We start from the raw sequence: 24,696 nt of genomic DNA, 5'->3' as shown, positions 1-24,696 counted from the left end.
ACATTTGATTTGTCGAAAATTTGTTCAGTTTTCAAAGATCTACTTGGTTGCTTTTGACAACTTTTATATCATATCAACCACGTCATGATTTGTCAAGAATTTTTTTGAATAAATATTCATTTCTTCTTGCCGTATCAATCAGCTTTATTAATATACCATCTGGTATACACCCTGTCAATACTTCATTACAGATAAATTTGATTTATTAATTATTACTTTATCAAAAAAGCGACTTAACCTCATCGAATTGATAAGTTTAAGTCGCTTTTTTGATAAAAGCTATTTAATAATGTCTAATCCACCCATGTATGGTTGAAGAACTTCCGGAATAGTTACCGACCCGTCTTCATTCTGATAATTTTCAAGAACTGCTGCTAGCGTACGACCAACTGCCAATCCTGAACCATTCAACGTGTGTACAAACTGTAATTTTCCATCATCATCCCTATATTGGATATGAGCCCTACGAGCCTGAAATGCTTCAGTATTAGAACAACTTGAAATTTCACGATACATATTTTGTGCAGGTAACCAAACCTCTAAATCATGTGTCATTGCTGCTGAGAATCCCATATCTCCCGTTGACAATGTTATCACATGATATGGTAACCCAAGTTTTTCCATAATTCTGCCTGCATCACTTGTCATTTTTTCTAGTTCTGCATATGAATCTTCTGGTTTAGTATATTTCACCATTTCAACTTTATTAAATTGATGCAATCTAATCAATCCACGTGTATCTCTTCCAGCGCTTCCTGCTTCAGATCTGAATGAGGGTGAGAGAGCTGTGAAATATACTGGTAATTTTTCTTCCGGAATAACTTCATCCCTGTAGTAATTAGTTAATGGTACTTCTGCTGTTGGAATTAACGTTAAATTTTCATTTGCGATTTGAAAAACGTCTTCCTTAAACTTCGGAAATTGACCAGTTCCGTACATTGACTCATCATTAACAATATATGGAGGAATAATCTCTGTATAACCATCAATTGCATGTTGATCAAGCATAAAATTGTATAAAGCACGTTCTAAACGAGCTCCCCATCCTTTATAGTATAGGAATCGACTGCCCGACACTTTAGCGCCACGTTCAAAATCTAAAATATCTAAATTTTCACCGATTTCCCAATGTGCTTTCGGCTCAAAATCAAAAGTTCTTGGTGTACCTACTTTTCTTAATTCAATGTTTGAATCTTCATCAGGACCTACTGGAATCGTTTTATTTGGCATATTTGGTAGTCGCGATGCCATATCTGTTACGTCTGCATCTAAAACCTTTAATTCTTCATCAAATGCTTTAATTTCATCTCCGACTTTTTTCATTTCTTCGATTTGAGCATCTGCATTTTCTTTATTTCGTTTTAATTGTGCAATAGCTTGCGATACATCGTTTCTTTTCTTTTTTAAAGTTTCGGTTTGAACAATAATATCCCTACGTTTACGATCCTTTTCAACCATTTCATCAATAATCTCTGGTTTTACCCCACGATTACCCAATTGTTCCTTAACTTCATCGACATTTTGACGAATCATTTTAATATCTAACATATTCTGTTCCTCCTTTTTTTGTATAAAAAAAGCCCACTCATCCACTAATTGGGACGAAAGGCTCATTTTCGCGGTACCACCCAAGTTCGACAAATAATCATTTGTCACACTCAAATAGATAACGGTCTCCCGTGTGGCATTACCCACCCACTTATTCACGCCGGATTTTCAGCTTCGTAATTTCCACCACCATTACGTCTCTTAAATGCCTACTTATAACGTTTTCCGTGTTTATTTATTACTTTAATAATAAGCGTTGTTTTATTAAATTGCAAGTTTAATTCTTACCCGCTTTATTAAGCAAATCGATATACTCTTCTAACGAAAGATGATGCTTAACTATATATTTCGCGTTACTTTTACCAACATAGCGGAAATGCCATGTTTCATAATCAATTTTAGTCGATTTTTCTTTATCTTTCGGGAATCTCAATATAAATCCATAATTTACCGCATGGTTGATTAACCATTTTTGACCCTTATCTGTTTCACTACTATTATCTAAATCATTATGTTTGGCATACCAATTTGATGACATCATATCGACTGCTAGTCCGGTGTGATGTTCGCTTGATCCTGGTTCTGCCACATACTCTTTTGTTAATTGTTTAGCCTGAGCAACTGACTTTCCCGAATTTTCATAGCTTTTAATTGAGTCTGCATAGACCTCTTTTTGGTAGCTAATTGATCGATAACCAGATACCAGTGACGCCTTATACCCGGCCTTATTTGCTGCTGATACAAAATCATTCAAAGCACTCTCAATTTTTGAATTTACAATAACATTTCCATCTATTTTCTGTTTAAAATCCAGTTCTTGCTTGAGTTTATGCTCTGAATTAACTAATATTAAATTCCAATCATTTGCCTTTACACCTTTAGGTAGCTCACTTTTTTGTGTGACTTTTACCGTTTTATGGCTAGGTGTCGTATTCGCTTTCTTACCGCATGCACCTATTAATAGTGCACACATCATTACTACCATCATCATCCATTTTCTTCTAGTCAAAATGTGCCTCATTTCTTTGATAAATCTACATCTTTTAATGGAATTAATTTTGTTTTATAGCGTATTTTATAATATGTGTACAAGATAACAAATAACGGAATGCTCATATAACTAACCGAGATTGCTTCCCAATCAAAATTTTTAAATGATTGAATATCTTGTCCAAGAATAACTAAAATACAAAGAACAAGCGCTAAAATAGGGCCCACTGGGAACCATTTTGCAGAGTACTTTAATTCTGACACTTCATGTCCTTGCGCTTTGAACGCTTTTCTAAATCTGTAATGTGAGATTGCAATTCCTAGCCAAGCGATGAATCCAGTTAACCCACTAGCACTCAGTAAAAAGACATACACTTTTGCTCCAAAAACACTTGCTAAAAATGTGAGTAATCCGATAAATGTTGTTCCCACTAGTGCTGCCATTGGAATACCACGACTATTCGTTTGTTTAAACTTTTTAGGAGCGTAACCCTGTTCCGCAAGTGAATGAAGCATTCGAGTTGATGCATACATTCCTGAATTTGCAGCTGAAAGTACAGATGTTAAGATAACTGCATTCATAACACTTGCTGCAGAGGCTAACCCAGCTCTTTGAAAGACCAATGTAAATGGACTAATTGAAATATCTGATGCGCTTGAGCCGAGTAAATCTGGACTTGTATACGGAATAATTGCTGCAATGATAAAAATAGCGAAAATATAGAATAGTAGAATCCGCCAAAACACTTGTTTAATTGCTTTTGGAATACTCTTTTCAGGCGTTTCTGATTCTCCCGCCGTAATACCGATTAATTCAGTTCCTTGGAAAGAGAAACCAGCGACGACGAATACACTTAGAATCATTGGAACACCACCAACAAATGGAGCTTTCTTCATTGTAAAGTTTTCAAGTCCCGTTGCATGGCCACCTAGAATACCAAATATAGTCAATACACCAACGATTAAGAAGACAATGACAGTCACCACTTTAATAATTGATAACCAATATTCTGTTTCACCAAATGATTTAACTGACAACGCATTAATTGAAAAAATAATAACTAACGAGATTGTACTAAAAATCCATCCTGGTACATCTGGCAACCAAAATTGCATAACCAAGGCAGCTGTACTAATATCAACAGCCAATGTAATTGCCCAGTTAAACCAGTAATTCCAACCCATTGCAAAACCCATCGCAGGATCAACAAATCGCGTTGAATAAACCGCAAACGACCCTGAAACTGGTAAATACGTTGCCATTTCACCTAAACTAGTCATTAAAAAGTAAACCATAATTCCAATGCCAATGTAAGCTAGTAACGCACCACCTGGCCCTGCCTTCGAAATTGCTGACCCACTCGCAACGAATAAGCCTGTTCCAATACTTCCACCCAAGGCAATCATTGATAAGTGTCTTGTTTTTAACTCTCGGTGCATACCTTCTTGTTCTGCCATATGAAATCCCCCCTATATATAGAGGAGCACTCGTGATTTTTAAAATTGAGAAAAGAAAAAGAGACCTTTTGTACAACACTATTACGCGTTATACAAAAAGACTCAGATTAATAGACTCAGTCAAATCGTTATAAGCGCCCCGTGATTACTATATAATCACGACAGTTTCTGACTTATTAAATCAGACCCCAGCAGTCACTAAATCTAAGTTAGCATCCACTTCGGCAGTTCACCCTTTCAGTTTAACTTCTTCAGCACTTAATTGCTTCATTAAACATACTTATGAAAACTGCATCCTCTTCTTTCGATAATTCTTACTATAATCAATTCACTGATATTTTGCAAGCTGTATCCTAATTTTCAGCTATATTAATTTCATCATGCAACTTTTCAATATCTGTTTCATTTTTTAAAAAAGCTTCATTTTCGATTGGAAAGTGTTGTTCAATCGAACTAAATGGCTGTAAACTCACAACCCCATTTTTTAAATGATAATCTAAAATATGTCCACCCATTTTATTTTCATCAGATAAAAAATGAATATGGAATCCCGCTGCACCAATTCCTTGAAATAACTCAGGTGTGAAATAGCCAATAGCTGTTCCATCAATATCTTCTTCTTCAAATTCCGATTGTTTGGCAGTTACCGCAGTTAATTCTGGATACGGTTTACTTTGTTTAGCAACAGATCGTGTACTCATTTTACTAAATGTTCCTTTAATAAGAACACTAAAAAATAAATTTTGGTAAGGATATAATTCAAGTAATTGCTCTTCTAAAACATTTCCTGCCACATTTTCAAATTGAATAGATGCGTCTGCTTGATTAAAATGGACTGTCGCAAATGGAACAAGAACGTCATCGCTAACTTGATTAATTTGACCTTTTGCAGTAATCTGGAAAGCCTTTCCGTCAATCACAATCATTTCGCCATCTAAATCACCAACAGTTCCAATTCCGTAATCACCATGTTTCAATAATTCTCCAACACTCAATGTGCCTTCGTACAAGCCTTCAATTAATGTTGCTAAGGTACCATGTTGATAAACCTTTTTTATATCTTGCATGTCGTTGACCTCTCTTGAAAATTATTTTAATATAATTGATCCATTAAAATTGATTGTCCTAATTCTTGATTATCTTTATAATCAACTGGTATATCAACAATAACAGGACCATTAGTTGCAAATGCTTCATCTAATGTTTTAGCTAAATCTTGTGCTTTTTCAACGCGTAAGCCTTTTGCACCAAAACTTTCCGCATATTTCACAAAATCCACTGCGCCAAAATTCACACCGGCAGATTGACCATATTTCATTTCTTCTTGGAATTTAACCATATCGTAGTGTCCATCATTCCAAATAATATGAACAATATTCAGATTCAAACGAACCGCTGTTTCCAAATCTTGGGCTGAAAACAAGAATCCACCATCTCCAGAAATTGAGACGATTTGTGTATTAGGTCGAACTAAGGCCGCTGAAATTGCCCAAGGTAACGCAACTCCTAATGTTTGCATCCCATTACTAAATAATAAATGACGTGGTTCATAACTTCTAAAATGTCGCGCGATCCAAATGTAGAAACTACCGACATCAACTGCTACCGTCATTTCATCTGAAACACGTTTTTGTAATTCTTGGATAATGCTTAATGGATGACTGGTTAATGTGTCACTTGTCACAACTGGCGCTTCATCCCTAGCCTGTAATTTTTCTTGTAAGCCATCTAAATACTCACGAGATTCAGATGCCATTTGATAGCCTTTCATATAGGGTAATAAAAATTCAAGTGTTTGCGCGATGTCGCCCACTAACTCTTTCTTTGGTTGGAAATTATGATCAATCTCTGAACGCATATCGTCAACAACAACAATATTAGCTGTTCCTTCTGCATTCCAGTTACGTGGTTCATATTCAATAGGATCATAGCCAATTGTAATAACTAAATCGCTCTTTTTAAGTAATTGATCCCCTGGTTGATTTCTGAATAAGCCCACACGACCAAAGAAATCACCGACTAATTCACGCGATATCACACCAGCGGCTTGAAATGTTTCCACAACAGGTAGATTCGTTGCTTCAACTAAATTACGAATAGCTTTTGTTACTTCTGGTGAAGATGCCCGCATTCCCACAAGTAAAACAGGTAATTTTGCTGCTTTAATTTCTTGTGCTAAAAGTGTACTTTCTACCGGGCTAGCGGGACCTAATTTAGGTGCCATTAAAGGCTGGATAACTTTTGTTTTCACTTCTGAATCTGTTACATCTTGGGGAATACTAACGAAACTTGCCCCTTGCTTTGCAGCCTCAGCTTCTTGGTAAGCATTAGCAATCACTTCTGAAATATTCTCAGGTTCTTGAACCTCTGCACTATATTTAGTGATTGGTTCAAATAATGCCGTGTTATTCATACTTTGATGCGTTAGTCTCGTTAAATCTGAACGTTTCACTTGACCAGAAATAGCAAGAACAGGATCACCTTCTGCCGTAGCCGTCACAACGCCTGTTGCCAAATTACTTGCACCAGGTCCGGAAGTCGTTAAAACAACCCCCGGTTTACCTGTAATACGACCAATCCCAGCAGCCATAAATGCTGCATTTTGTTCATGGCGCGTAATAATTAATTCTGGCGATTTAGAATTCGTCGGATGTTCCAATTTTTCAAAAACACGATCAATTTTTGCACCAGGAATACCAAATACATATTTCACATCATGATTTATTAAACTATCAACAATGGCATCTGCGCCGTAATATTTATTATCTGTCATTAGATTTCCTCCGAATTTGTTTTAGTAGTATCCATGATAGCATTTTCACAAATAAATGACTATGGTTTAAACTTACCAAATGTAAGCCTAAATAAAAAACCATTATTAACCCAGTTATGGTTAATAATGGTTTCGTTATTTATGATTTCCGGTTACATTTTCGACAATTTTTTGAATGATTAATTTACGTTGACCACTGATATCTTCTTCATTCCAATTAATTAAAGGAATTTCAGTTTCGTCAAACGTTGCTGCAATTAGTTGATAAACCGTTTGTGACTCTAAATAATTAGCCCAACGTTTATCCGCTTCAGCAAAAACACTATTAACGACGACGGTTGCTTTTTCTGTATCTTGTTTAAATTCACGAAATACACGATCAAAGAAACCGAAGTTTGGATAGGTTTCAATCTTTCCTTCCGAAGCCTCCACAATTTCTAATAAATTGATATCCTTAGCATCCCTTGCTAACGTAAAACCGCCATTATTACCTGAAACAGATTTCACAAGTCCCGCAACGACTAACTTACGCATAATTTTACGAAGATAAGTTTGTGAACCACCAAGACGAGCGTTGATTACTTGCGATGAAATTGGCACACCCTTATCCTGCGTTGCCAATAAAGAAATAATACACGCTGCTTGTTCAAATCCTTTTGTTAATTGCATAGTCAGCTACCCCCGGTTGATTAATTTTCAAATAGTTCTATATATACGAATAAAGGATAACATATGTCGTTGACAATTGGTATTGATTATTTTAAATCAACCGCATAAACAATTTCATTAATTAGAGCAGCAGGTTGAAAAAGGGATGAAACCGCTCTTTTTTCAACAAATTTAAAATTGGATTTTTTTAACACTTTGATAGATGCTTTATTTTCAATAGTTGTCACGCCAATTACACGTTCTAAATCTAACGCCTGAGCCATTGTTAAAAGTCCTTGAACTGCTTCAGTCATTATCCCTTGATTCTTAAAAATAGGATTTAGTGCATAGCCAACCTCTTTAACTACCAAACTAGGTTCTTGATTCTCATCAACTACTTCATATAAACCGATATTACCGACTACTTTTTGATTTCCTTTACACTCAATCGCAAATATACTTTGTTTTTGTAGCGTCGCAACGAACAAACTAGCTTCAGCCAATGAATTCACGGGTAAAAAGCCAGCCATTTGACCAACCGTTTCATCACAAGCATATTCATATATGTCATTTATGTCTGATGAGCATAACGGACGTACCACAAGCCGTTTCGTTTCATATTGATTCATTTTTTAGCCCTCAATTTTAAATTTATTCAGAATTTTTAGATATATAACGCGTGCAATGGCTATCCAAGTGACTGTTAAAAGAACAGCGCCTACCGTATCCGTCGGAAAGTGAGCTTGTAGATATACTCTTGAAATCATAATCATCATGATCCATATCGCTAATAAGCAGTTAATCAAAAATTGTTTACTATACTTAAATTCTACCAGCATAATACTCATTATCGTTAGACAAAATAATGCCACCCCGAACGTATGTCCACTGGGGAAACTGAATCCAGTAATTGATCCATGCCCCACTGGTCGAGGTCTCTGGACGCTACTTTTAATGAGCTTAATTAACAGTGCTCCAGTCATTATGGTCATCCCTGTCCAAATAGCGAGTACACCTCGTCGTAATTTATATAAAATAATCATCAAAATGACTGAATACAACCCTATCATCATCGGACTACTTAGCCAACTGATTATCTGCATCACTTGGTCTAGTTGCGCTGTAGGATGAAACCTAACAACTGCAATGATATTATTATCTATACCATGAATAAAATTATTTTTTGTTACTATTAATAACGTCAATATTGCGAATAGTCCACTGCCTATTATGACTACTCCATAAAGTTTATTCTTATTAATCATTACTCTAACCTCTTAATTACAGTCTATTTTATCCACATAATTTATCATATTTTTTAATTTGTTTAAAGTTAGTTACCAAAATCTTTAAGAATTCATACAGAAATCAAGCAAATGCTCAATTTTATGTAAGTTTATGGTAAAATAGGATATCTTTATAAATTTAGAAAAGAGTTGAAAATAAATAATGAATACGCTACTACTTATGCTTGCCGCTGGTCTTGTGGCAGGTGCTCTAGGATCTATCTTAGGATTAGGTGGCGGCATCATTGTCACCCCGGTCTTAACTTTAATGATGGGATTAGATATTAAATACGCTATTGGTGCTAGTATCATTGCCGTTATCGCAACGAGTTCTGGTGCTACAATTGCATTTCTAAAAGATGACGTTTTAAATTTGAGGGTCGCCATGTTTTTAGAAATCGCAACGACAATTGGTGCGATTTGTGGAGCACTCTTAACAGGAGTCTTTAATACATCCTTTCTCTTCATTTTATTCGGTGCTTTTTTGCTACTTTCTGTCTACAACATGCTTAAAAAAATTTTTGTAGGTGAAGAAGTTTTAAAATCAGCTGAACCTGATTATTTATCTACCAAATTTAAACTGAATAGTTCGTACTATGATAAACAACTAAAAAAACAAGTTGATTATCAAGTCGAAAATGTTCCAGGTGGGATGGCGATTATGCTTGGTGCTGGAGTTGCTAGTGGACTACTAGGAATCGGATCTGGTATTTTCAAAGTTATGGCAATGGATACTGCAATGAAAATGCCGTTGAAACCATCAAGTTCAACAAGTAACTTAATGATGGGTGTCACCGCTGCCGCAAGTGCGACCGTCTACTTTTTCAATGGTTCAATTAGACCTGATATTGCGGTTCCATTAGCGCTAGGAATTTTAGTTGGTTCATCAATTGGTTCGCGTGCAATGCAATACCTACCCGCAAAAATAATTCGCCTCATTTTTGTACCTGTACTATTGTATGTCAGCATTCAGATGATTCTAAAAGGATTCGGGGTATCTATCTAATGATGAATGAAAAAAATAACACATCAGCCGAAATGGCAAAAATTGAATTAATGATTGGTCAAATACTAAGAATTGGCGTTTTCATTTCTGCGATAATTATGATTATTGGTCTTATCCTATCCTTAGTTACAGGTTCAACAGGCTATCAAGGTAATACATTTCCAACTTCATTTTCTGCTATCATTTCTGGAATTGTCGCACTTAAACCTTACGCAATTATGATGCTTGGGCTATTTTGCTTAATACTAACACCAATTCTTCGTGTCGTTATTTCAATTTATGCTTTCTACAAAGAAAAAGATTATCTGTACGTTAAAATTACCGTCATCGTTTTAGTCATTTTAATTGCTGGCTTTTTTATTGGCGAACATTAATTAATAAAGGGGAACATTTCAATGTCAAGTCGTCGAGAAAACTATCATAAAGAACAACTACTACACCAAGAAACAACTAATCACCTGCCTTTACCAAAACGCGAAAGAAAAAATAAAAAGCAAAACAAGAAACGTCGTCGCTTAATTTGGTTAATCATTATAATAATCGCTGCTATCTGCGGTGGCGTTTATGCCTACCATAAATACTCAAACGCTAAAAATGCAGCTGATAAAATCTATACTTCTACTAAAATTGCTAAAACTAGAAATGTCGCAGCGGTTTTGGAAAAGGACCATCCTATTTCGATTTTACTTTTAGGTTCTGATGATGGTGCCTTGGGTCGTGCTAAAACTGGTGGCCGAACGGATACTTTAATCGTTGCCACACTTAACCCTAAAACAGAATCAATGACCTTAATCAGTTTACCGCGTGATACTGAAGTTGCGGTTTCAGACCATGAATCAGATTTTCCAAGTAAGATAAACGCTGCCTATGCTTATGGTGGTGCTGCAACTGCCGTTAAAACTGTTGAAAAATATTTCAATGTACCCATTGATTTCTACGCAACAATCAACATGGGCGGTTTAGAATCACTAGTTGATGCTGTTGACGGTGTTGACGTTAATCCACCACTATCTTTTTCTTATAATGGTGCCAGCTTCAAAAAAGGCGTTAAAACTCATGTCAACGGTAAACAAGCCCTTTCGTATGCCCGCATGAGATATGATGATCCTCTTGGCGATTACGGTCGACAAAAACGCCAACGTCAGATTATTATGGCAGTGGCTTTAAAAAGTACACAACTTCAAAATTTATTAGACGATAAATTTTTAAATACAATGTCATCTCAAATGAAAACTGATTTAACATTCAATGATCTTACCGTCTTAGGTACCAATTATCGTAAGGCAACACATCATTCACATTCAGATTATCTACAAGGTACAGGAACAATGGTCAATGGAGAAGCTTTTGAAATTGCCAGCGAAACTGAAAAACAACGTATCACTGATAAATTACGTTCCACACTTGGCTTGGTTCCAGCTAAAACTGGAAATACTTTAACAGCCGATACAAAAATTAATACAACTCGTGAATAGTTAAAAGTAGGCCGTCAATCGGGGATTGACGGCCTACTTTTTTGCATAAAAAAACAACTCACCTAAATGGCAAGTTGTTTAGATTTTAAATTAGTCTTTGTTTACGTTTACTGCTTGTGGTCCACGGTCACTATCTTCAACGTCAAAAGTTACTTTTTGACCTTCGTCTAATGTTTTAAAACCGTCACCTTGAATAGCTGAGAAATGTACGAATACATCACTACCATCTTCGCGAGTAATGAAACCAAAACCTTTATCTGCGTTAAACCATTTTACTGTACCTTGTTCCATGAATAAAATCCTCCTTGTGTCTATGTGACACGTTTTATTTATGACTCTCAAATCGTCCCAGTTGATATCGTTTCCGAAGACACTCATCAACTTCATTTGATTTGAAAAGCCACCTAAATTATATCACGTCTAATTGTAAAAACAAATTCTAAAATAGCGCTTTTATTTAGTTGTTTTCATCTTCAAGTGGTAACGCTAAATCATCATTTTCTTCCAGATTATATGGCTGGTATTTACCCATTAAATATCCTTGAATCATTTGAATAACTTCATAACGATCACTACCTGATAAAATTTTATCGCGGTATAAAAGTGTTGCCGTCCGTGCGAATAAATCTTCAAGATCAATCAATTCATCGTTAGTTTGACCAACTAAAAAATCAATTGAAACATGAAAGAATTCGGCCAACTTTCTGACTTCAAGATATGAGGGTGTATTAATACCACGCTCCCAACTACCAATCTGCGGGCCAGAATTCAAGTTATGATTCGATTTTTGAGACTGATTTAATCCAACAGCTAATTGAGTTAGCGTTAATCCACTACCTCTGCGCAATGCTTTTAATCTTTCCGGAAACATCAACAACACCTCCTTTAGATAAGCATACCTCTTTTTTAAAAAAAGGGTAGGTTTTTAACCAAATAAACCGCCAATATAATAAGTTACAGCCATTGTTACTAATCCAACAAAAACATTTCTTACCATGGCATGTCTAATATTATTACGCCCTAATATCCCGCTTACTGCCCCTGTTAAAAGTAAAGCTAAAGCAACGCCAATAACCGTCAGTGGAATCATAAACTCAGTTGGGAGTATCGCTATTAATAATAATGGAACTAGCGAGCCAACTACAAAGGATGTCATTGAGGACATCGCTGCGTGCCACGGATTTAAGTACTCACCGACATCAATATTGTTAACTTCTTTACAGTAATTTTCTAGTTCATTTTGAGACATTAGTTCATTGACCACATCCGTTGCGACCATCCGCGAGAATCCCTTTGCTTGGTAGATATTAATTAATCGTTCAATTTCAAATTCACGATTTTCTTTTAACTTTTTTGCAGCTGAATGGATAATCGATTTTTGTGTATCCCTTTGTGCAGAAACTGAGACGTATTCACCACCAGCCATTGAGAACGCTCCCGCAAACATACCAGCAAGTCCAGCTAAGACAAGATAGTACTTACCTTGACTAGCACCGGCCATCCCCAGAATAACGCCTGCAACTGAGATGATGCCATCATTAGCACCTAATACCCCTGCTCTTAAAATATTTAATTTCGTTGATAAAGCCATTCCTACTTTTAATGCACGACTATTCATCAAATGATTCACTCCATTTCCAATCATTTAAGTATAAGCTAATTGGGAACGATTATCAGTCGGGTTTATTAATTTCGTTAAGGAACATGATTGCCTTATCTTAAATGGGACACAATCTTACCATAGATAAAGACTGACTACTAGAAATCGAAAGGACCTGCATTTCAACCCATTATAGGATATACTTAAAGCAATTGTTCGAAAGAGGTGAATCAAATGTCTGACTCAAAAAAATACCCAATTAGTCCCTATTTTGAAATTAAAAATAATCATCCTTGGTACCTTGATGCCGAAATTGATGACTTATCACTTTATAATCAAAACTTTAAGGTTGTCTTACAAACAATAACTAAAAATGAAAATATTAATAAAGGGTGGCGCGATGAGGATTTAGAATCTAACATTCAGTTACTCCTTCTTATTGATTACGAAGAACTTGAAGTTTGGAAATATCCCGTCGATTTGTCATTTGATAAATTATCTTTAAAGGAAGATGTTGTATCATTCAATGAAAATAGTCGTATTGCACTTTATTTTGAAGATGATCAAGCTGTGATGCGAAAACTCGGCTACCTACCAAAAGAGGATACATTACAGGTCCATAATATTATGGCAGGCCTACCACATTATAAAATTGCCACTTATTTGACAGGCGGTCCTTATAAGAAATTAACGTTCGAAGACGACGAACTTCAAATTGATAATGGTTTTGAAGAATTTCGTTTAAATATTTTAATCTACTAAAAAAACATTCTCAATGAGAATGTTTTTTTGATTACTTATTTTTACTTTTTTTATTAAAAATTGATTTAACTGATCGTTTTAAAACATCGCCCATTCCAAGTGATTGAACCATATGAGCTGGATCAACATAGTTACGCATTGCACGTAACACCATTTTTGGTTTTTTAGACGCAAAAGTAAATGTCCCATTCTTCTTCGTTTTAATTGCATATCTCGGAATCCATCGTCCTTTAAACATCACAGACGCGATAACTTGATCAACTTCATCCCATGGAATTTGGATAAACTTGCGTGCATCACGGTCATTATAAAATTCAAACCCTTTATCGCCAATCATGATTTTACCATAATCAGTTAAACCTGTGAAAGCAGTTGCATCGATTGTTAAGTCTACCTTTGTATTAATTGACTGGACCATAGTATTTCGACTCCAATGTTTTTTGACGTTATCTTATTATACCTTAATTAATTGCATTGAACCATATAAAAAAACCCAGGAAAATTCCTGAGTTTTTTTGAAATTTTATAAAATTCCAAGTACGTGTCCACCGATACCAACTATGAATAAACCTAGAATGATAAGAATTGGTGAAACTTTTTTCTTAAGTAACCACATACAGAAGAATGTTAATAATAATGCTGCTAAACCTGGAATTAATTGATCCAAGTTATTTTGTAATGTTGTTACTTTATTTGGTGAAAGAGCTAAACCGTCGCTAGCTTGTTGCATAGCTGTTTGCATGCCTTTTCCACCTTGGAGTTTATCAAAATCAATATAAGCACCTTTATCCAACTTAACTGTTGAAATAACTGGCGTAAATTTGATTGAAACCCAACGTTCTACTAATGCGGCTAAAACGAACATTCCCAGTACCGAAGCACCTTTAGTAACATCTTGTAATAAGCCACCTGACATATCTTCAGAAATCTTAGAACCAGCTCTATAACCGAATTCTTGTGTATACCACATGAATCCCATACGGATGATATTCCAAGCTACGAAGAAAATGATTGGTCCCATAATGTTACCACCCATAGCCAATGAAGCACCTAAAGCACCTAACATTGGACGAACAGTAAACCAGAATACGGGATCACCGACACCAGCCAAAGGACCCATCATACCAACTTTAACACCTTGAATTGCAACATCATCAATAGGGGCACCATTAGCACGTTCTTCTTCAAGTGCTAATGTAACACCAAGGATTGGTGAAGCAAGATAAGGATGAGTGTTAAAGAATTCCATGTGTCGTTTCATTGCTGACGTACGTTCTTCTTTAGTTTTGTATAATTTTTTAATTGCTGGAATCATTGAGAATGTCCAACCACCATTTTGCATACGTTCGTAGTTCCATGAACCTTGAATAAACGTTGAACGCCATGCTACAGCCAATCGATCTTTTTTAGTTAATTCAATTTTATCTGCCATAATATATTCCTCCTTCTTCCAGTTTAATAATCGTTTAGAATTTCGCCAAGTGGATCACCGGTATTATTGCCACCGCCACCATTTGATGAACCACCCATTTTTGAAAGGTTCAAGTAAATAAGAGCAAGAGCAACACCGATAGCACCAATAGCGATCAATGTTAATTGAGTAATAGCTGCGACTACGAAACCAAGAATAAAGAATGGCCATACTTCTTTTGTAGCCATCATGTTAATAACAAGTGCATAACCAACGGCAACAACCATACCACCACCAATAGCCATACCATCTGTTAACCATGCGGGCATTGATTCAAGGAAACCTTTAACTGTTTCAGCTGGAATAAAGAGCAATGCTCCGGCTGGAATAGCAATACGGATACCTTGCATACCAATAGCAAGAACATGCCATATTTCTAGCTTACGGATATTACCTTGTTCTGCTGCTGCATCCATTGCATGAACAATAGGAACAGCAAGTGTACGAACAACCATTGTTAAGAATAATCCGGCAACGGCAAGGGGAACGGCGATAGCGATAGCTGATCCAACACCTTTAATCCCTTGTCCACCTAATACTAAAATAATTGCTGATGCAACTGAAGCAAGTGCAGCATCGGGTGCAATAGCTGCCCCGACATTAGCCCAACCAAGTGCGATCATTTGAAGTGTACCACCTAAAACAATTCCGGCGGTTAAATTACCGGTTACTAACCCGATTAATGTACATGCCACTAGTGGTTGATGGAATTGGAATTCATCTAAAATTCCACCCATACCAGCTAGAAAGGCAATAATTACTACTAAAATCATTGATATAGCTGACATAATAAGCCTCCTAAATTAATTTTCTTTTATTGTGTTGTTTAAGCTTTTGCTAATTCACCTTTAGCTTTTTTGAGAATGTTAGCCATATTCTCTTTTGAATCGTTAGGTACTTTACGGACATCAAATTTAACGCCCTTATCTTCTAGTTTTTCAAAAGTATCAACATCGTCTTGTCCCATTGATAATACGTTGTTAACAACTACTTTACCAACTGAATGAGCCATTGAACCAAGGTTAACTTCGTCAAATTTCATTCCGCCTTCAATTGCTGTTAACACATCTTGTGGACTTTCAAAAAGAAGTAATGCTTTCATTCCACCAAAACGAGGGTCTTTTGAAACTTCAATCATCTTAGCAATTGGCACAACATGTGCAATAATACCAGGTGGTGAAGCTTGTTCAATTAAGTTTTTACGAAGTGTATCCTTAGCAACATTATCAGAAACAACGATAATACGGTCAGGCTTAACTGATTTAGACCATGCTGTAGCAACTTGTCCATGCAATAAACGTGAATCAATACGTGTTAAAACGTATTTAATTTTACCATCACCGATTACAGTTCCTTCAGGAATTGAACCAGTAGGTTTGTTTGTTGCAACAACAGCTGCTTCTTTTGGTGCTAAATCTTCTGGCTTAATCTTAACGCCACCTTTTGCTTCGCTTAGAATACTTGCAGCAATTTCTTGTGCAGAATCCATTGACAAGCGTGCTGCGTAGGCTTCAATTAACATTGGTAAGTTTAAACCTGTAACAATTGCCCATTTATCTTTATGAGCGTCAAGCAAACCGTTTGCTTGATTAAATGGTGATCCACCCCATAAATCAACTAAGAATAAGACTTCTTCAGGATCATCAAAAGTAGCAATTGCTGCTTCAAGATGAGCTTTTAAATCGTCTGGTCCTTCGTTTGGCATGAAAGTTACAGCTTGAACATTTTCTTGTTCACCAAAAATCATTGAACCGGATTGCATGATGCCTTCGGAAAATTTACCGTGACTTGCAATTACAATTCCAACCATTTTAAAACCTCCTAAATTTTTATCAGATTACTGTAAGAACTCCGGAAAAACGCTTACATTTATAATATAAAAACACGCAAAAATTATTTCAAAAACAACTTAAGCATTTTGCTTTTGTTCCTAGGTAATCTGATTTAATTTTAAAATGTTACGAAACACTTAAAAATAATATCGTTTCCATAACGTCTATGTTGTTAAGTATAGCACAACGATTACGAATTACTATTAAAAATATTAATTTGTATTCGCTTACAATTATACCATTTAATCGTATAGATATTAGTTATCAACCTATATGATGGGTTTTTTTACGTTTCCATAGCTTGTTTCATTCAACAAAATCTTATCTATACCAATTTATAAAAAAAGTTTTGTTATATACAATGCTATTTTATTTTTTTAACACAAAGTGGTATTGAAATTGCTTAAAATATTTTCTTATTCTTTTCATTGATTAAAAAAAGACCTCATTGAAATGAGATCTTCGAATTATTAAACTTCAACAACTTGATTAATAGACAGCAAATACAGATATTTATGCGCAACTTTCAACCCAGTCATATTCTCTAGTGCTTCGCCATATAAGTTCAATTGGCCACGATAACGTGCTGTCAATTTTTCTATTTCTTCTATTGTATTGTCTTTAGAAACTTTATCAGTCTTATAATCAAATACCACCAACGTATTATCTTTTACAAAATAACCATCGATAATTCCATGGATCAAAACTTTTTCCTTATTTGACTCAACCTTTTGAAATAGCTCATTGGCAGGTAGTAACATTGAGAATGGCGCTTCACGTTGTACATCGTTACCTATAGTTAGAATTTCTTTGCCTAAATCCGTTTGAAAGAAATTGGCAATGTGTTGTCCATTAATTAACGTAGCAACTTCTTTAGTGACTACTTTTGCCGTCACTAATTGCTCAATTTTAGCTTGGATTATCGCTAAAGTTATCTCACTAGTTAAATCTAATTCTTGTAAAATGAGATGAGTTGCACTCCCAATATCACTTCCCATTGGTGCTGCAACTCCCTGCATAAATTTCGGTACAGCAAGTTCACTCGTAACGTATCGGTTGCCTTGTCCTTCAATACTCAACTGATTCATTTCGCGATTAGCTGGATCATCGAATAGACGTTTTACTTCCGATACAGCTTGGTAAGCAGTTGTTTTAGTTAAATTATCGAATGGATACTGAAAATTTAAGACTTGATCAATTTGATTAACATCAATATCCTCAAACGTCTCAGGCATCTCACCCGTGATTGTTTCTAACCAATCCGTCTGAGAAACTTCTTCACTCACTTTACTCATCTGGTTCAGGTCGGTTTTTTGATAAAATTTAACGCTAAATTGCGTTTCATCATCACTTAATAGTAGTGATGATGTTGCTGGATCCAATAATAGTGACATATCAAAAGTAGGATGACGAACTAGCGCCATACCAATCCAATCCATGAAATTTTTAATACCACTTCGAGCTGTTGCATTTAAAACTAATTGTTGGCTTTGAAATGCCTTTTGCCAATGATTAATTGCCGTTTTTTTATTTGTGTAAGCCCCCACAATAAATAATCGTTGTTCCGCACGCGTTAAGGCTACGTACAGTAATCGCATTTCTTCCGCTTCTGATTTTGCAATAGCAGCTGATTTTACAATTGTTTTTTGTAGCGTATCTTCCATCGTCCGATTTTCAGGATTTAAATAGGTTATTCCTAATCCAGCCTGATCATCAATTAAATAAGGTTTTCGCATCGCCATTTGATTAAACTGGTGTGTCGCGTCAACCAAGAAGACCATTGGAAATTCAAGTCCCTTACTACCATGAATTGTCATGACTGACACTGCATTTGCGACATTTTGTACAGGTGCTTCTGCTAAATCCTTATCGCGTTCCTGCATTTTTTCAATGAAGCGCACAAACTGGAATAAACCTTTAAAACTACTATTTTCGTAAGCGTGAGCTCGGTTATACAACGCATGTAAATTGGCTTGGCGCTGACTTCCAGCTGGCATCCCCCCGACATAATCAAGAAATCCAGTATCCTGATAAATCTGCCAAATTAAGGTCGCAATTTGATTTTCATGCGCGATTTCACGAAAGCCCGAAAGTTGTGTTAAGAAACGTTCAATTTTATTATACAGTGTTTTTGCGAAGCTACCTGCTTTAAACGTATCAAAATTTTGATAAAAAGTTAACACCGCTTGATAGTAATCATCTGTTCGGTTGCCAATCCGTAAATAGGCCAGTTGATTTTCATCTAATCCAACAATTGGCGACCGTAGGACACTTACCAATGGAATATCTTGATAGGGATTATCAATAATTCGTAATAATGACATCATAATTCTGATTTCAGTTGTTTGGAAATAGCTCTCCGCATCATTCACAACGACTGGAATACCCATTTTTTTAAATTGGTCAATAATCACCAAATTATTTTTACGAGTTGGGACTAGTAATGCAATATCTCGGTATTCAACGGGACGTTTTTCTGATTTATCACGGTCAAAAATCTCTGTTTCATCTACGATTAACGCTTGAATCCGTTGACCAATTAAAGCAATTTGGCCTTCCGATTTACCATCAATTTCAAACTGATCATTCGTTGCTTCACTATCATCATCCGGTCTTTCTGCAGATTCAGGTTCATCAGATTCGTAAATCAGCACTTCTGCTTTTTGCTCAATATCTGGGTAGTAGTTTGCCCCAAAAACCAATTTAGCATCATTATCATAAGCCATTTGTCCAACGGTTTCATCCATAATCTGGGTAAAAATTAAGTTAGTCACATCTGTTACATTCTTCACAGAACGAAAATTTTCAGCTAAGATAATTCGATTTCCATTACTGTCAGTTTCTTTATAAGCTTGGTATTTACTTAAAAACAAACTAGGATCAGCCAGCCTAAAACCATATATTGACTGCTTTACATCCCCCACCATAAACATATTACCGGGATTAGTCGTGGTTACCCTTGTCAAAATAGCTTCTTGTAGTTGATTAGTATCCTGATACTCATCTACCAGAACTTCTTCATATTTTCCTTGTAGAGCAGCTTGTGTTTGCTCGGAAGATTCAGAATCACTCGCTAAAATGTCCAGTGCTAAATGCTCCAAATCATTAAAATCAAGTATATGTCTTTGACGTTTCTCTTTGGTGAAGGCATCACTAAATAAGCCAATCACACTGACTAATTTTTCAACTAATTTCTTAGATTCTGTCATGATATGCAGTGTTTCTGTTTCATTTAAAACAAAAAATTGTTCTGATAAGTTAGCTAAACGTTTTTTTATTCCAGCTTTTAATTCTTTAATTTGATCCTTAGCAACAGCTTGGTCATCTTCTAAATTTTTAGCTGGCACACTAGGCGCACGTTTCAATTCGTACCCACGAATATTATCGCGAATTTGATTCCAAGAACCATCGTTTTCAACAGATTGGACAACAGCTAACAACATCTGACTTTCTTCTTCAGTCACTGCTTGATGTTTCTCTAACCCAAATTGAATTGATAGTTCTAGAGCCGTTTTTAAATCGGCCTGGATTTGCGTTAAATTTGCTTGAACTAATGGCTTAATACTCTTTTGGTAAAACGAACTACTGATTAAATTATCGCCAACATCATAAGTTGCTGCCAAACTAGCCAACCAACCGGTAGGATCTGGTTTCGAACTCGCAAATGTAAATAGGCTAAAAACCAACTCAGATAAACCATCATCATTTCGATCATTTGAAAAATTTTGTGTTAATCTCTCAAAGTCGACATCGTCTTTGGCATACAACATTTCCCGGACGTCTTCCCAGACACTCTCTCTTAATAAAGCCGCCTCAGTCATATCTGTTAACATTCTAAAAACGGGATCCAAATCAATCACATAATAGTAGCGTTTAATTAATTGGAGACAAAATGCATCAAATGTACTAATATTTGCAACTGGCAAGCGCATTAATTGATCCATTAAATGTTGTTTTTGTTCATGATTGTCTGCTTCATTGATTGCCTTTTGAAGTGCCACCTGAATCCGTTGACGCATTTCTTTAGCTGCAGCGTCTGTAAACGTAACAACTAATAAGTCATCAATAGCTGTTCCCGTTAATATTTTTTGAATGACGCGTTCAACTAAAACTCGTGTTTTACCGGAACCGGCAGAGGCTGATACAAGAATATTAGTCCCACTTTCATCGATAGCACGTTGTTGATTTGGTGTAAATGTAAACTTACTCATTACTGTCGGCCTCCCCGTCTATAATCCGTTTTTCAATTTCTTCCCAGCTTAATTTACTTATTTCATGGTAATTATTTTCGGGTAACATCGCATCAAATTGGAATATTGATTTATATGGTGAATATTGTAGGGCTGTTTTTTTAGCGTTCCATCTAGCCGGACTTAAATCGATTATCCCTTCGAAAATATCTGTTGCCGCATCAATAATTAATTGTTTATTGTGTACCAACAAGAAATCTAAATCTGATTGTGAAATCAATTTTTTTGAACGAGCTGATGGTGATGTGAACCCTTTTTTCGTTTTTCTAAATGGATAGATTAATGAAAACCCTGTTGATTCGTCTTCAAAATCAGTATCTAAATGGCTCAGTAACTGCTCATCTTCCAATAATAGCCCATCCATTTGGTTTGCTTTCAACAACGTATTATCCAATCCTTTTTTCTGTACATCTTCAATTTTCAGCTTAGGATTTTGTAAGTGCATGTAAACTGCACCAGCTGCCGAAGTTTTCAGTCCAGTATTTGGTGCAATTACCTCTGCATTCTCAATCAATGCTTGCAAGTAAGTTAACATTTGCATTGATAATCCATAGAAAGCATCACTAAAATCAAACTTTCGAATCCCTGATTTGTAATCGACGATTCCAAGATATTGTTTTGAATCAACCTTCATATAATCAATTCGATCAATTTTACCGCGGACTTTAACTGAATGGCCGCCAGGTAACTTATAAGCTAGGGCTTTCAAACCTGACTCAGCACCGACATGACCAAATAAAACTTCTGTTTTCAGTGGCTTCATCTTTGTTTGTTGCCCTTGTTGCCACATGGCATGCGTCACTTGTTTTAATAGAAGACTTAATTGTTTAGCAATATAGCCCATTCGACTTGAACTACCAAGAATTTGGAACTGAGGTAACTCGCGCATATCTTTTAAAATTACATTCAAATATTCATCTAGTTGTTCTTTGGGTACATTGGCATAGACTTGGTTTGATTCAGTCACAACTTTCATCAACTCATCCAACCCCATATGGAAAAACTCACCAGTACTTGCAGGAGACAGCTCGAAAATGTCTCGTTCTTTCAATTTCAACCCATATTGTAAAAAATATTCAAATGGATTACGATAGAAAGTTTCTAGTTTTGAAATTGAAGTATTCATTTGTGTTCCATATAAATCAGTTATAATTTCCGGCGTCAACTTAACCGGTATATTTTTATACGCTAAGCTTCCTAATAATTGTTTCGTTAATGGTCCCATTTCTGGGTCAGCCGACAGTTGACGTAACACATACAACCAAGCACTAGGCATGGATACTGCAGTTGTTTTGGCAAGTCGACTAGCTACAACCAATGATGATAATGTACTACGTTTTGTTCCGATAAAATCAAGGACTGATTGTTCTGTTAATTCAGGATTAGCAGCTAAATGTTGAACTGATAAATTGAAGTGTTCTTTAATCATCATTAAATAAGGCGATGGATTTAAATTCTTTTCGCCATCGTTGCCACTTGGATATGAAAAAATCAATTGTTCGCGTGGTCCTAAAAATCCGAGATAATTCAAAAAGGGTTCAGCGGCCATTTGACTAATAGCCGAATCGGCTAAGTATTGATCATCAGTTAATAGATTAGCCATTTTCGCCCGATCATCATCTGTTAATAATTGTGTCTGACTAACTTGTTCTGGCATCACCATATCAGTTGATCCAATCATAAAGGTAATCTTTCGGTTGTTCATTTGAACCATCCCTGATTCAGAAATAACGACCTGATCTAATGTTGATGGCACTTGTGAGTAACTTGCCCCTTCAAATCCCGCTTGAATCAAGGCCATGAAGTCAGCGGTATTGAACATTTTAGTTCCCAATGTTTCAACATATTCATCTAACATCCCAACAAATGTTTGCCAAGTTTGTTCTGGTTCTTCTGATTGTGAGATGTTTCCAGCAGCTAAATAGCGGTCTCGCCAACTTAACAAGCGTTGTGTCACACCTTGTTCAACAAGAAACTGATAAATTAGCTTTGCCCCCTCTTCACCGGTTGTCGCCTGATCTAGTTGATTGAAGAATCCTGGTAAAACGTCTTTAACAAAATGTCTAATTTGATTAATTTGTACTGTGATACTTTGGTCCTTATCCGTCTGTTGCTCATCTGCATCCGTAAAATCAAACCGGTAGAACGTCCAATCATCTTCACGTAGCCACTGAGAACCAGAAAAACCGTATTTTAAAACCATATTTTCTGTTAAATCAACAGCACTACGGTACTGTTCAATTGGCATAGCATGATTTTCTATTTGTGGTATTAATAATTCAGTTTTTAATAAGCGCATCATTGCGCCATATTGATAATGCTTTTCTTTCACCTCAAATAACGCTGCCAGTAACTCGACTAAGGGATGGTCAGCCATTGCGTGTTGTAAATCGTTAAAATAAGGTATTTTAAATTCTTTAAAAACCGGTGGAATAACCGTTTCGTAGCTATCTAAATGCCGCGTTAAAATCATAAAATCTCGATAACGATACTCCTTAGTTGCAACTAACTGGCGAATTTTTGTCGCCACTTGTCGAATTTCAATATACCGACTATCGGCTTCAAAAAGTTGAATAGAATCTGAATTTTCTAACCTTTCTGATTTTGTTTTAACTAACCGTCTAGAGTCAATCCAAAAATCTTCCAGACGAGATAAGTCGGGATTCTGGTTAACTTTGGTTTCAGCATAACTATCCGTTAGCACTGGAATCTGAGCTTGATGTGCTTTTTCAATCAAATTAACATACATCCGGCTTGATTTATAAAATAAGTCAGATTTTTCAGCAACTTCATGTGCATTGCCTTTATCTAAGACTAAGCCAATTGTAATCTGTTTCGCACCCTTAATCAGTGCGTTCACGAGCTCCTGCTCTTGTGCTGTAAATTGAGAAAAATGGTCAATATAAAAATAACTCGTCTTCAAAACGTCATCTGTTAAATAACGACTCAACTCTGCTAATAAATCATTATTTTCAATATATCGGTCAGCCATCGCAGCATCAAATGCGCGATAGATAATTTGTAAATCATCTAATTTAGCACCTAAGTCCCCAGTCGTTGGGAAAGATTCAGCAATCCGAGTTAAATCATCAACTGTCACACAACCAACTTTTAATTCTTTCAGTTGGCTGACTAGTTGTGAAATAAACCCAGTTTGGGTCCTTTCACCACGAAATATTGTTAATTCATCTTCATGTTCCGAAATTAATTGATAAACTAACATATTTAATCCAGACTGAGATAAACGAGGAATCTGATAATAGGGTGTATTCTTCAAAAAGAACCAAGCTAATCGAGTAAACGAAAAGACTTGGACGTTCGATTGTGCAAAAATATTTTGTTCGACAAGTTTGTCTTTACCTAATGCTTCAAGGATACTAACTTCTGCTTCGAACTTAATATGATTGGGAACAAGATAAAAAAAAGATGCCGTTGAATCAGTCGTTTGCGCTGCTTTTAATTGTGCAACAAGGCTTGCTTGATGGTCTTTACTAGCTTTTCCTAGGACAAATTTTAAACTCATTTTAACTCCCCTTTTCATACCGCTAACTCGTTATCATTACCTAATAATATACCATATTTAGCTGTTATATTTTT

At 35.9% G+C, this 24,696-nt stretch carries 21 protein-coding genes and 1 riboswitch; of the genes, 4 read left to right on the top strand and 17 right to left on the bottom strand.

Features of this window, described 5'->3' with window-relative positions:
• Positions 1–279: 279 nt before the first annotated feature.
• The 8 genes from serS to AC1RPN_RS06485 all read right to left on the bottom strand — a co-directional run bounded on the left by serS (position 280) and on the right by AC1RPN_RS06485 (position 8,682).
• On the bottom strand, positions 280–1,548 hold the full coding sequence (gene serS / locus AC1RPN_RS06520; protein ID WP_481761724.1) for a serine--tRNA ligase: 1,269 nt from the start codon (positions 1,546–1,548) through the stop codon (positions 280–282).
• Positions 1,549–1,825: 277 nt separating this feature from the next.
• Complete coding sequence (locus tag AC1RPN_RS06515) at positions 1,826–2,557, bottom strand: M15 family metallopeptidase (protein ID WP_481761725.1); 732 nt, start codon at positions 2,555–2,557, stop codon at positions 1,826–1,828.
• A gap of 8 nt (positions 2,558–2,565) precedes the next feature.
• Positions 2,566–3,996, bottom strand: coding sequence for an amino acid permease (locus tag AC1RPN_RS06510; RefSeq protein ID WP_481761726.1), 1,431 nt, complete (start codon positions 3,994–3,996; stop codon positions 2,566–2,568).
• A gap of 124 nt (positions 3,997–4,120) precedes the next feature.
• Positions 4,121–4,305: riboswitch (Lysine riboswitch) on the bottom strand.
• A gap of 44 nt (positions 4,306–4,349) precedes the next feature.
• Positions 4,350–5,063, bottom strand: a complete 714-nt coding sequence (gene budA / locus AC1RPN_RS06505) for an acetolactate decarboxylase (protein WP_481761727.1) — start codon at positions 5,061–5,063, stop codon at positions 4,350–4,352.
• Between the two features lie 26 nt (positions 5,064–5,089).
• Positions 5,090–6,769: an acetolactate synthase AlsS gene (gene alsS, locus AC1RPN_RS06500; RefSeq protein ID WP_481761728.1), complete on the bottom strand. Its 1,680-nt coding sequence runs from the start codon at positions 6,767–6,769 to the stop codon at positions 5,090–5,092.
• Positions 6,770–6,904: 135 nt separating this feature from the next.
• On the bottom strand, positions 6,905–7,438 hold the full coding sequence (locus tag AC1RPN_RS06495) for an Rrf2 family transcriptional regulator (protein WP_481761729.1): 534 nt from the start codon (positions 7,436–7,438) through the stop codon (positions 6,905–6,907).
• A gap of 86 nt (positions 7,439–7,524) precedes the next feature.
• On the bottom strand, positions 7,525–8,046 hold the full coding sequence (locus AC1RPN_RS06490) for a GNAT family N-acetyltransferase (RefSeq protein ID WP_481761730.1): 522 nt from the start codon (positions 8,044–8,046) through the stop codon (positions 7,525–7,527).
• A gap of 3 nt (positions 8,047–8,049) precedes the next feature.
• Positions 8,050–8,682, bottom strand: a complete 633-nt coding sequence (locus AC1RPN_RS06485; RefSeq protein WP_481761731.1) for a phosphatase PAP2 family protein — start codon at positions 8,680–8,682, stop codon at positions 8,050–8,052.
• Between the two features lie 184 nt (positions 8,683–8,866).
• Between AC1RPN_RS06485 and AC1RPN_RS06480 the strand changes: the two genes are divergently transcribed.
• From AC1RPN_RS06480 to AC1RPN_RS06470, 3 genes are read left to right on the top strand one after another with little or no spacing between them, the layout of a single operon-like run.
• The gene (locus tag AC1RPN_RS06480; RefSeq protein ID WP_481761732.1) at positions 8,867–9,709 is read left to right on the top strand and encodes a sulfite exporter TauE/SafE family protein; all 843 of its coding nucleotides are present in this window, start codon (positions 8,867–8,869) and stop codon (positions 9,707–9,709) included.
• Complete coding sequence (locus AC1RPN_RS06475) at positions 9,709–10,083, top strand: DUF1634 domain-containing protein (RefSeq protein WP_481761733.1); 375 nt, start codon at positions 9,709–9,711, stop codon at positions 10,081–10,083. Before AC1RPN_RS06480 ends, AC1RPN_RS06475 begins: the two co-directional genes overlap by 1 nt.
• 21 nt (positions 10,084–10,104) lie before the next feature.
• Positions 10,105–11,184, top strand: coding sequence for an LCP family glycopolymer transferase (locus tag AC1RPN_RS06470; RefSeq protein WP_481761734.1), 1,080 nt, complete (start codon positions 10,105–10,107; stop codon positions 11,182–11,184).
• Positions 11,185–11,274: 90 nt separating this feature from the next.
• On the opposite strand, the gene AC1RPN_RS06465 is transcribed toward AC1RPN_RS06470, so the two are convergent.
• The 3 genes from AC1RPN_RS06465 to AC1RPN_RS06455 all read right to left on the bottom strand — a co-directional run bounded on the left by AC1RPN_RS06465 (position 11,275) and on the right by AC1RPN_RS06455 (position 12,802).
• The gene (locus AC1RPN_RS06465) at positions 11,275–11,475 is read right to left on the bottom strand and encodes a cold-shock protein (RefSeq protein ID WP_112251328.1); all 201 of its coding nucleotides are present in this window, start codon (positions 11,473–11,475) and stop codon (positions 11,275–11,277) included.
• 166 nt (positions 11,476–11,641) lie between these two features.
• Positions 11,642–12,055: a helix-turn-helix domain-containing protein gene (locus tag AC1RPN_RS06460; protein WP_481761735.1), complete on the bottom strand. Its 414-nt coding sequence runs from the start codon at positions 12,053–12,055 to the stop codon at positions 11,642–11,644.
• 54 nt (positions 12,056–12,109) lie between these two features.
• On the bottom strand, positions 12,110–12,802 hold the full coding sequence (locus AC1RPN_RS06455) for a VIT1/CCC1 transporter family protein (protein WP_481761736.1): 693 nt from the start codon (positions 12,800–12,802) through the stop codon (positions 12,110–12,112).
• Between the two features lie 216 nt (positions 12,803–13,018).
• Between AC1RPN_RS06455 and AC1RPN_RS06450 the strand changes: the two genes are divergently transcribed.
• A complete protein-coding gene (locus AC1RPN_RS06450) occupies positions 13,019–13,546 on the top strand; it encodes a hypothetical protein (protein ID WP_481761737.1) in 528 nt (175 codons plus the stop codon).
• Positions 13,547–13,577: 31 nt separating this feature from the next.
• Here AC1RPN_RS06450 and AC1RPN_RS06445 read toward each other — a convergent pair whose 3' ends face one another.
• The 6 genes from AC1RPN_RS06445 to AC1RPN_RS06420 all read right to left on the bottom strand — a co-directional run bounded on the left by AC1RPN_RS06445 (position 13,578) and on the right by AC1RPN_RS06420 (position 24,622).
• Complete coding sequence (locus AC1RPN_RS06445) at positions 13,578–13,964, bottom strand: DUF956 family protein (protein ID WP_409021995.1); 387 nt, start codon at positions 13,962–13,964, stop codon at positions 13,578–13,580.
• A gap of 105 nt (positions 13,965–14,069) precedes the next feature.
• On the bottom strand, positions 14,070–14,978 hold the full coding sequence (locus tag AC1RPN_RS06440) for a PTS system mannose/fructose/sorbose family transporter subunit IID (RefSeq protein WP_481761738.1): 909 nt from the start codon (positions 14,976–14,978) through the stop codon (positions 14,070–14,072).
• 23 nt (positions 14,979–15,001) lie between these two features.
• Entirely contained in the window at positions 15,002–15,805 is an 804-nt protein-coding gene (locus AC1RPN_RS06435) for a PTS mannose/fructose/sorbose transporter subunit IIC (protein ID WP_481761739.1), read from the bottom strand.
• 38 nt (positions 15,806–15,843) lie between these two features.
• Positions 15,844–16,827, bottom strand: coding sequence for a mannose/fructose/sorbose PTS transporter subunit IIA (locus AC1RPN_RS06430; RefSeq protein ID WP_481761740.1), 984 nt, complete (start codon positions 16,825–16,827; stop codon positions 15,844–15,846).
• A gap of 492 nt (positions 16,828–17,319) precedes the next feature.
• Positions 17,320–21,060 carry a helicase-exonuclease AddAB subunit AddA gene (gene addA, locus AC1RPN_RS06425; RefSeq protein ID WP_481761741.1) on the bottom strand — a complete coding sequence of 1,247 codons (3,741 nt, stop codon included), beginning with the start codon at positions 21,058–21,060 and terminating at the stop codon, positions 17,320–17,322.
• The gene (locus AC1RPN_RS06420) at positions 21,053–24,622 is read right to left on the bottom strand and encodes a PD-(D/E)XK nuclease family protein (protein ID WP_481761742.1); all 3,570 of its coding nucleotides are present in this window, start codon (positions 24,620–24,622) and stop codon (positions 21,053–21,055) included. Before AC1RPN_RS06420 ends, addA begins: the two co-directional genes overlap by 8 nt.
• Positions 24,623–24,696: the final 74 nt, after the last annotated feature.

Source organism: Dellaglioa sp. CoH-57-MRSF-20 (assembly GCF_056781955.1).
Note: the sequence above shows the minus strand (reverse complement) of the source record. Positions and strands in the feature narration are given on the sequence as shown.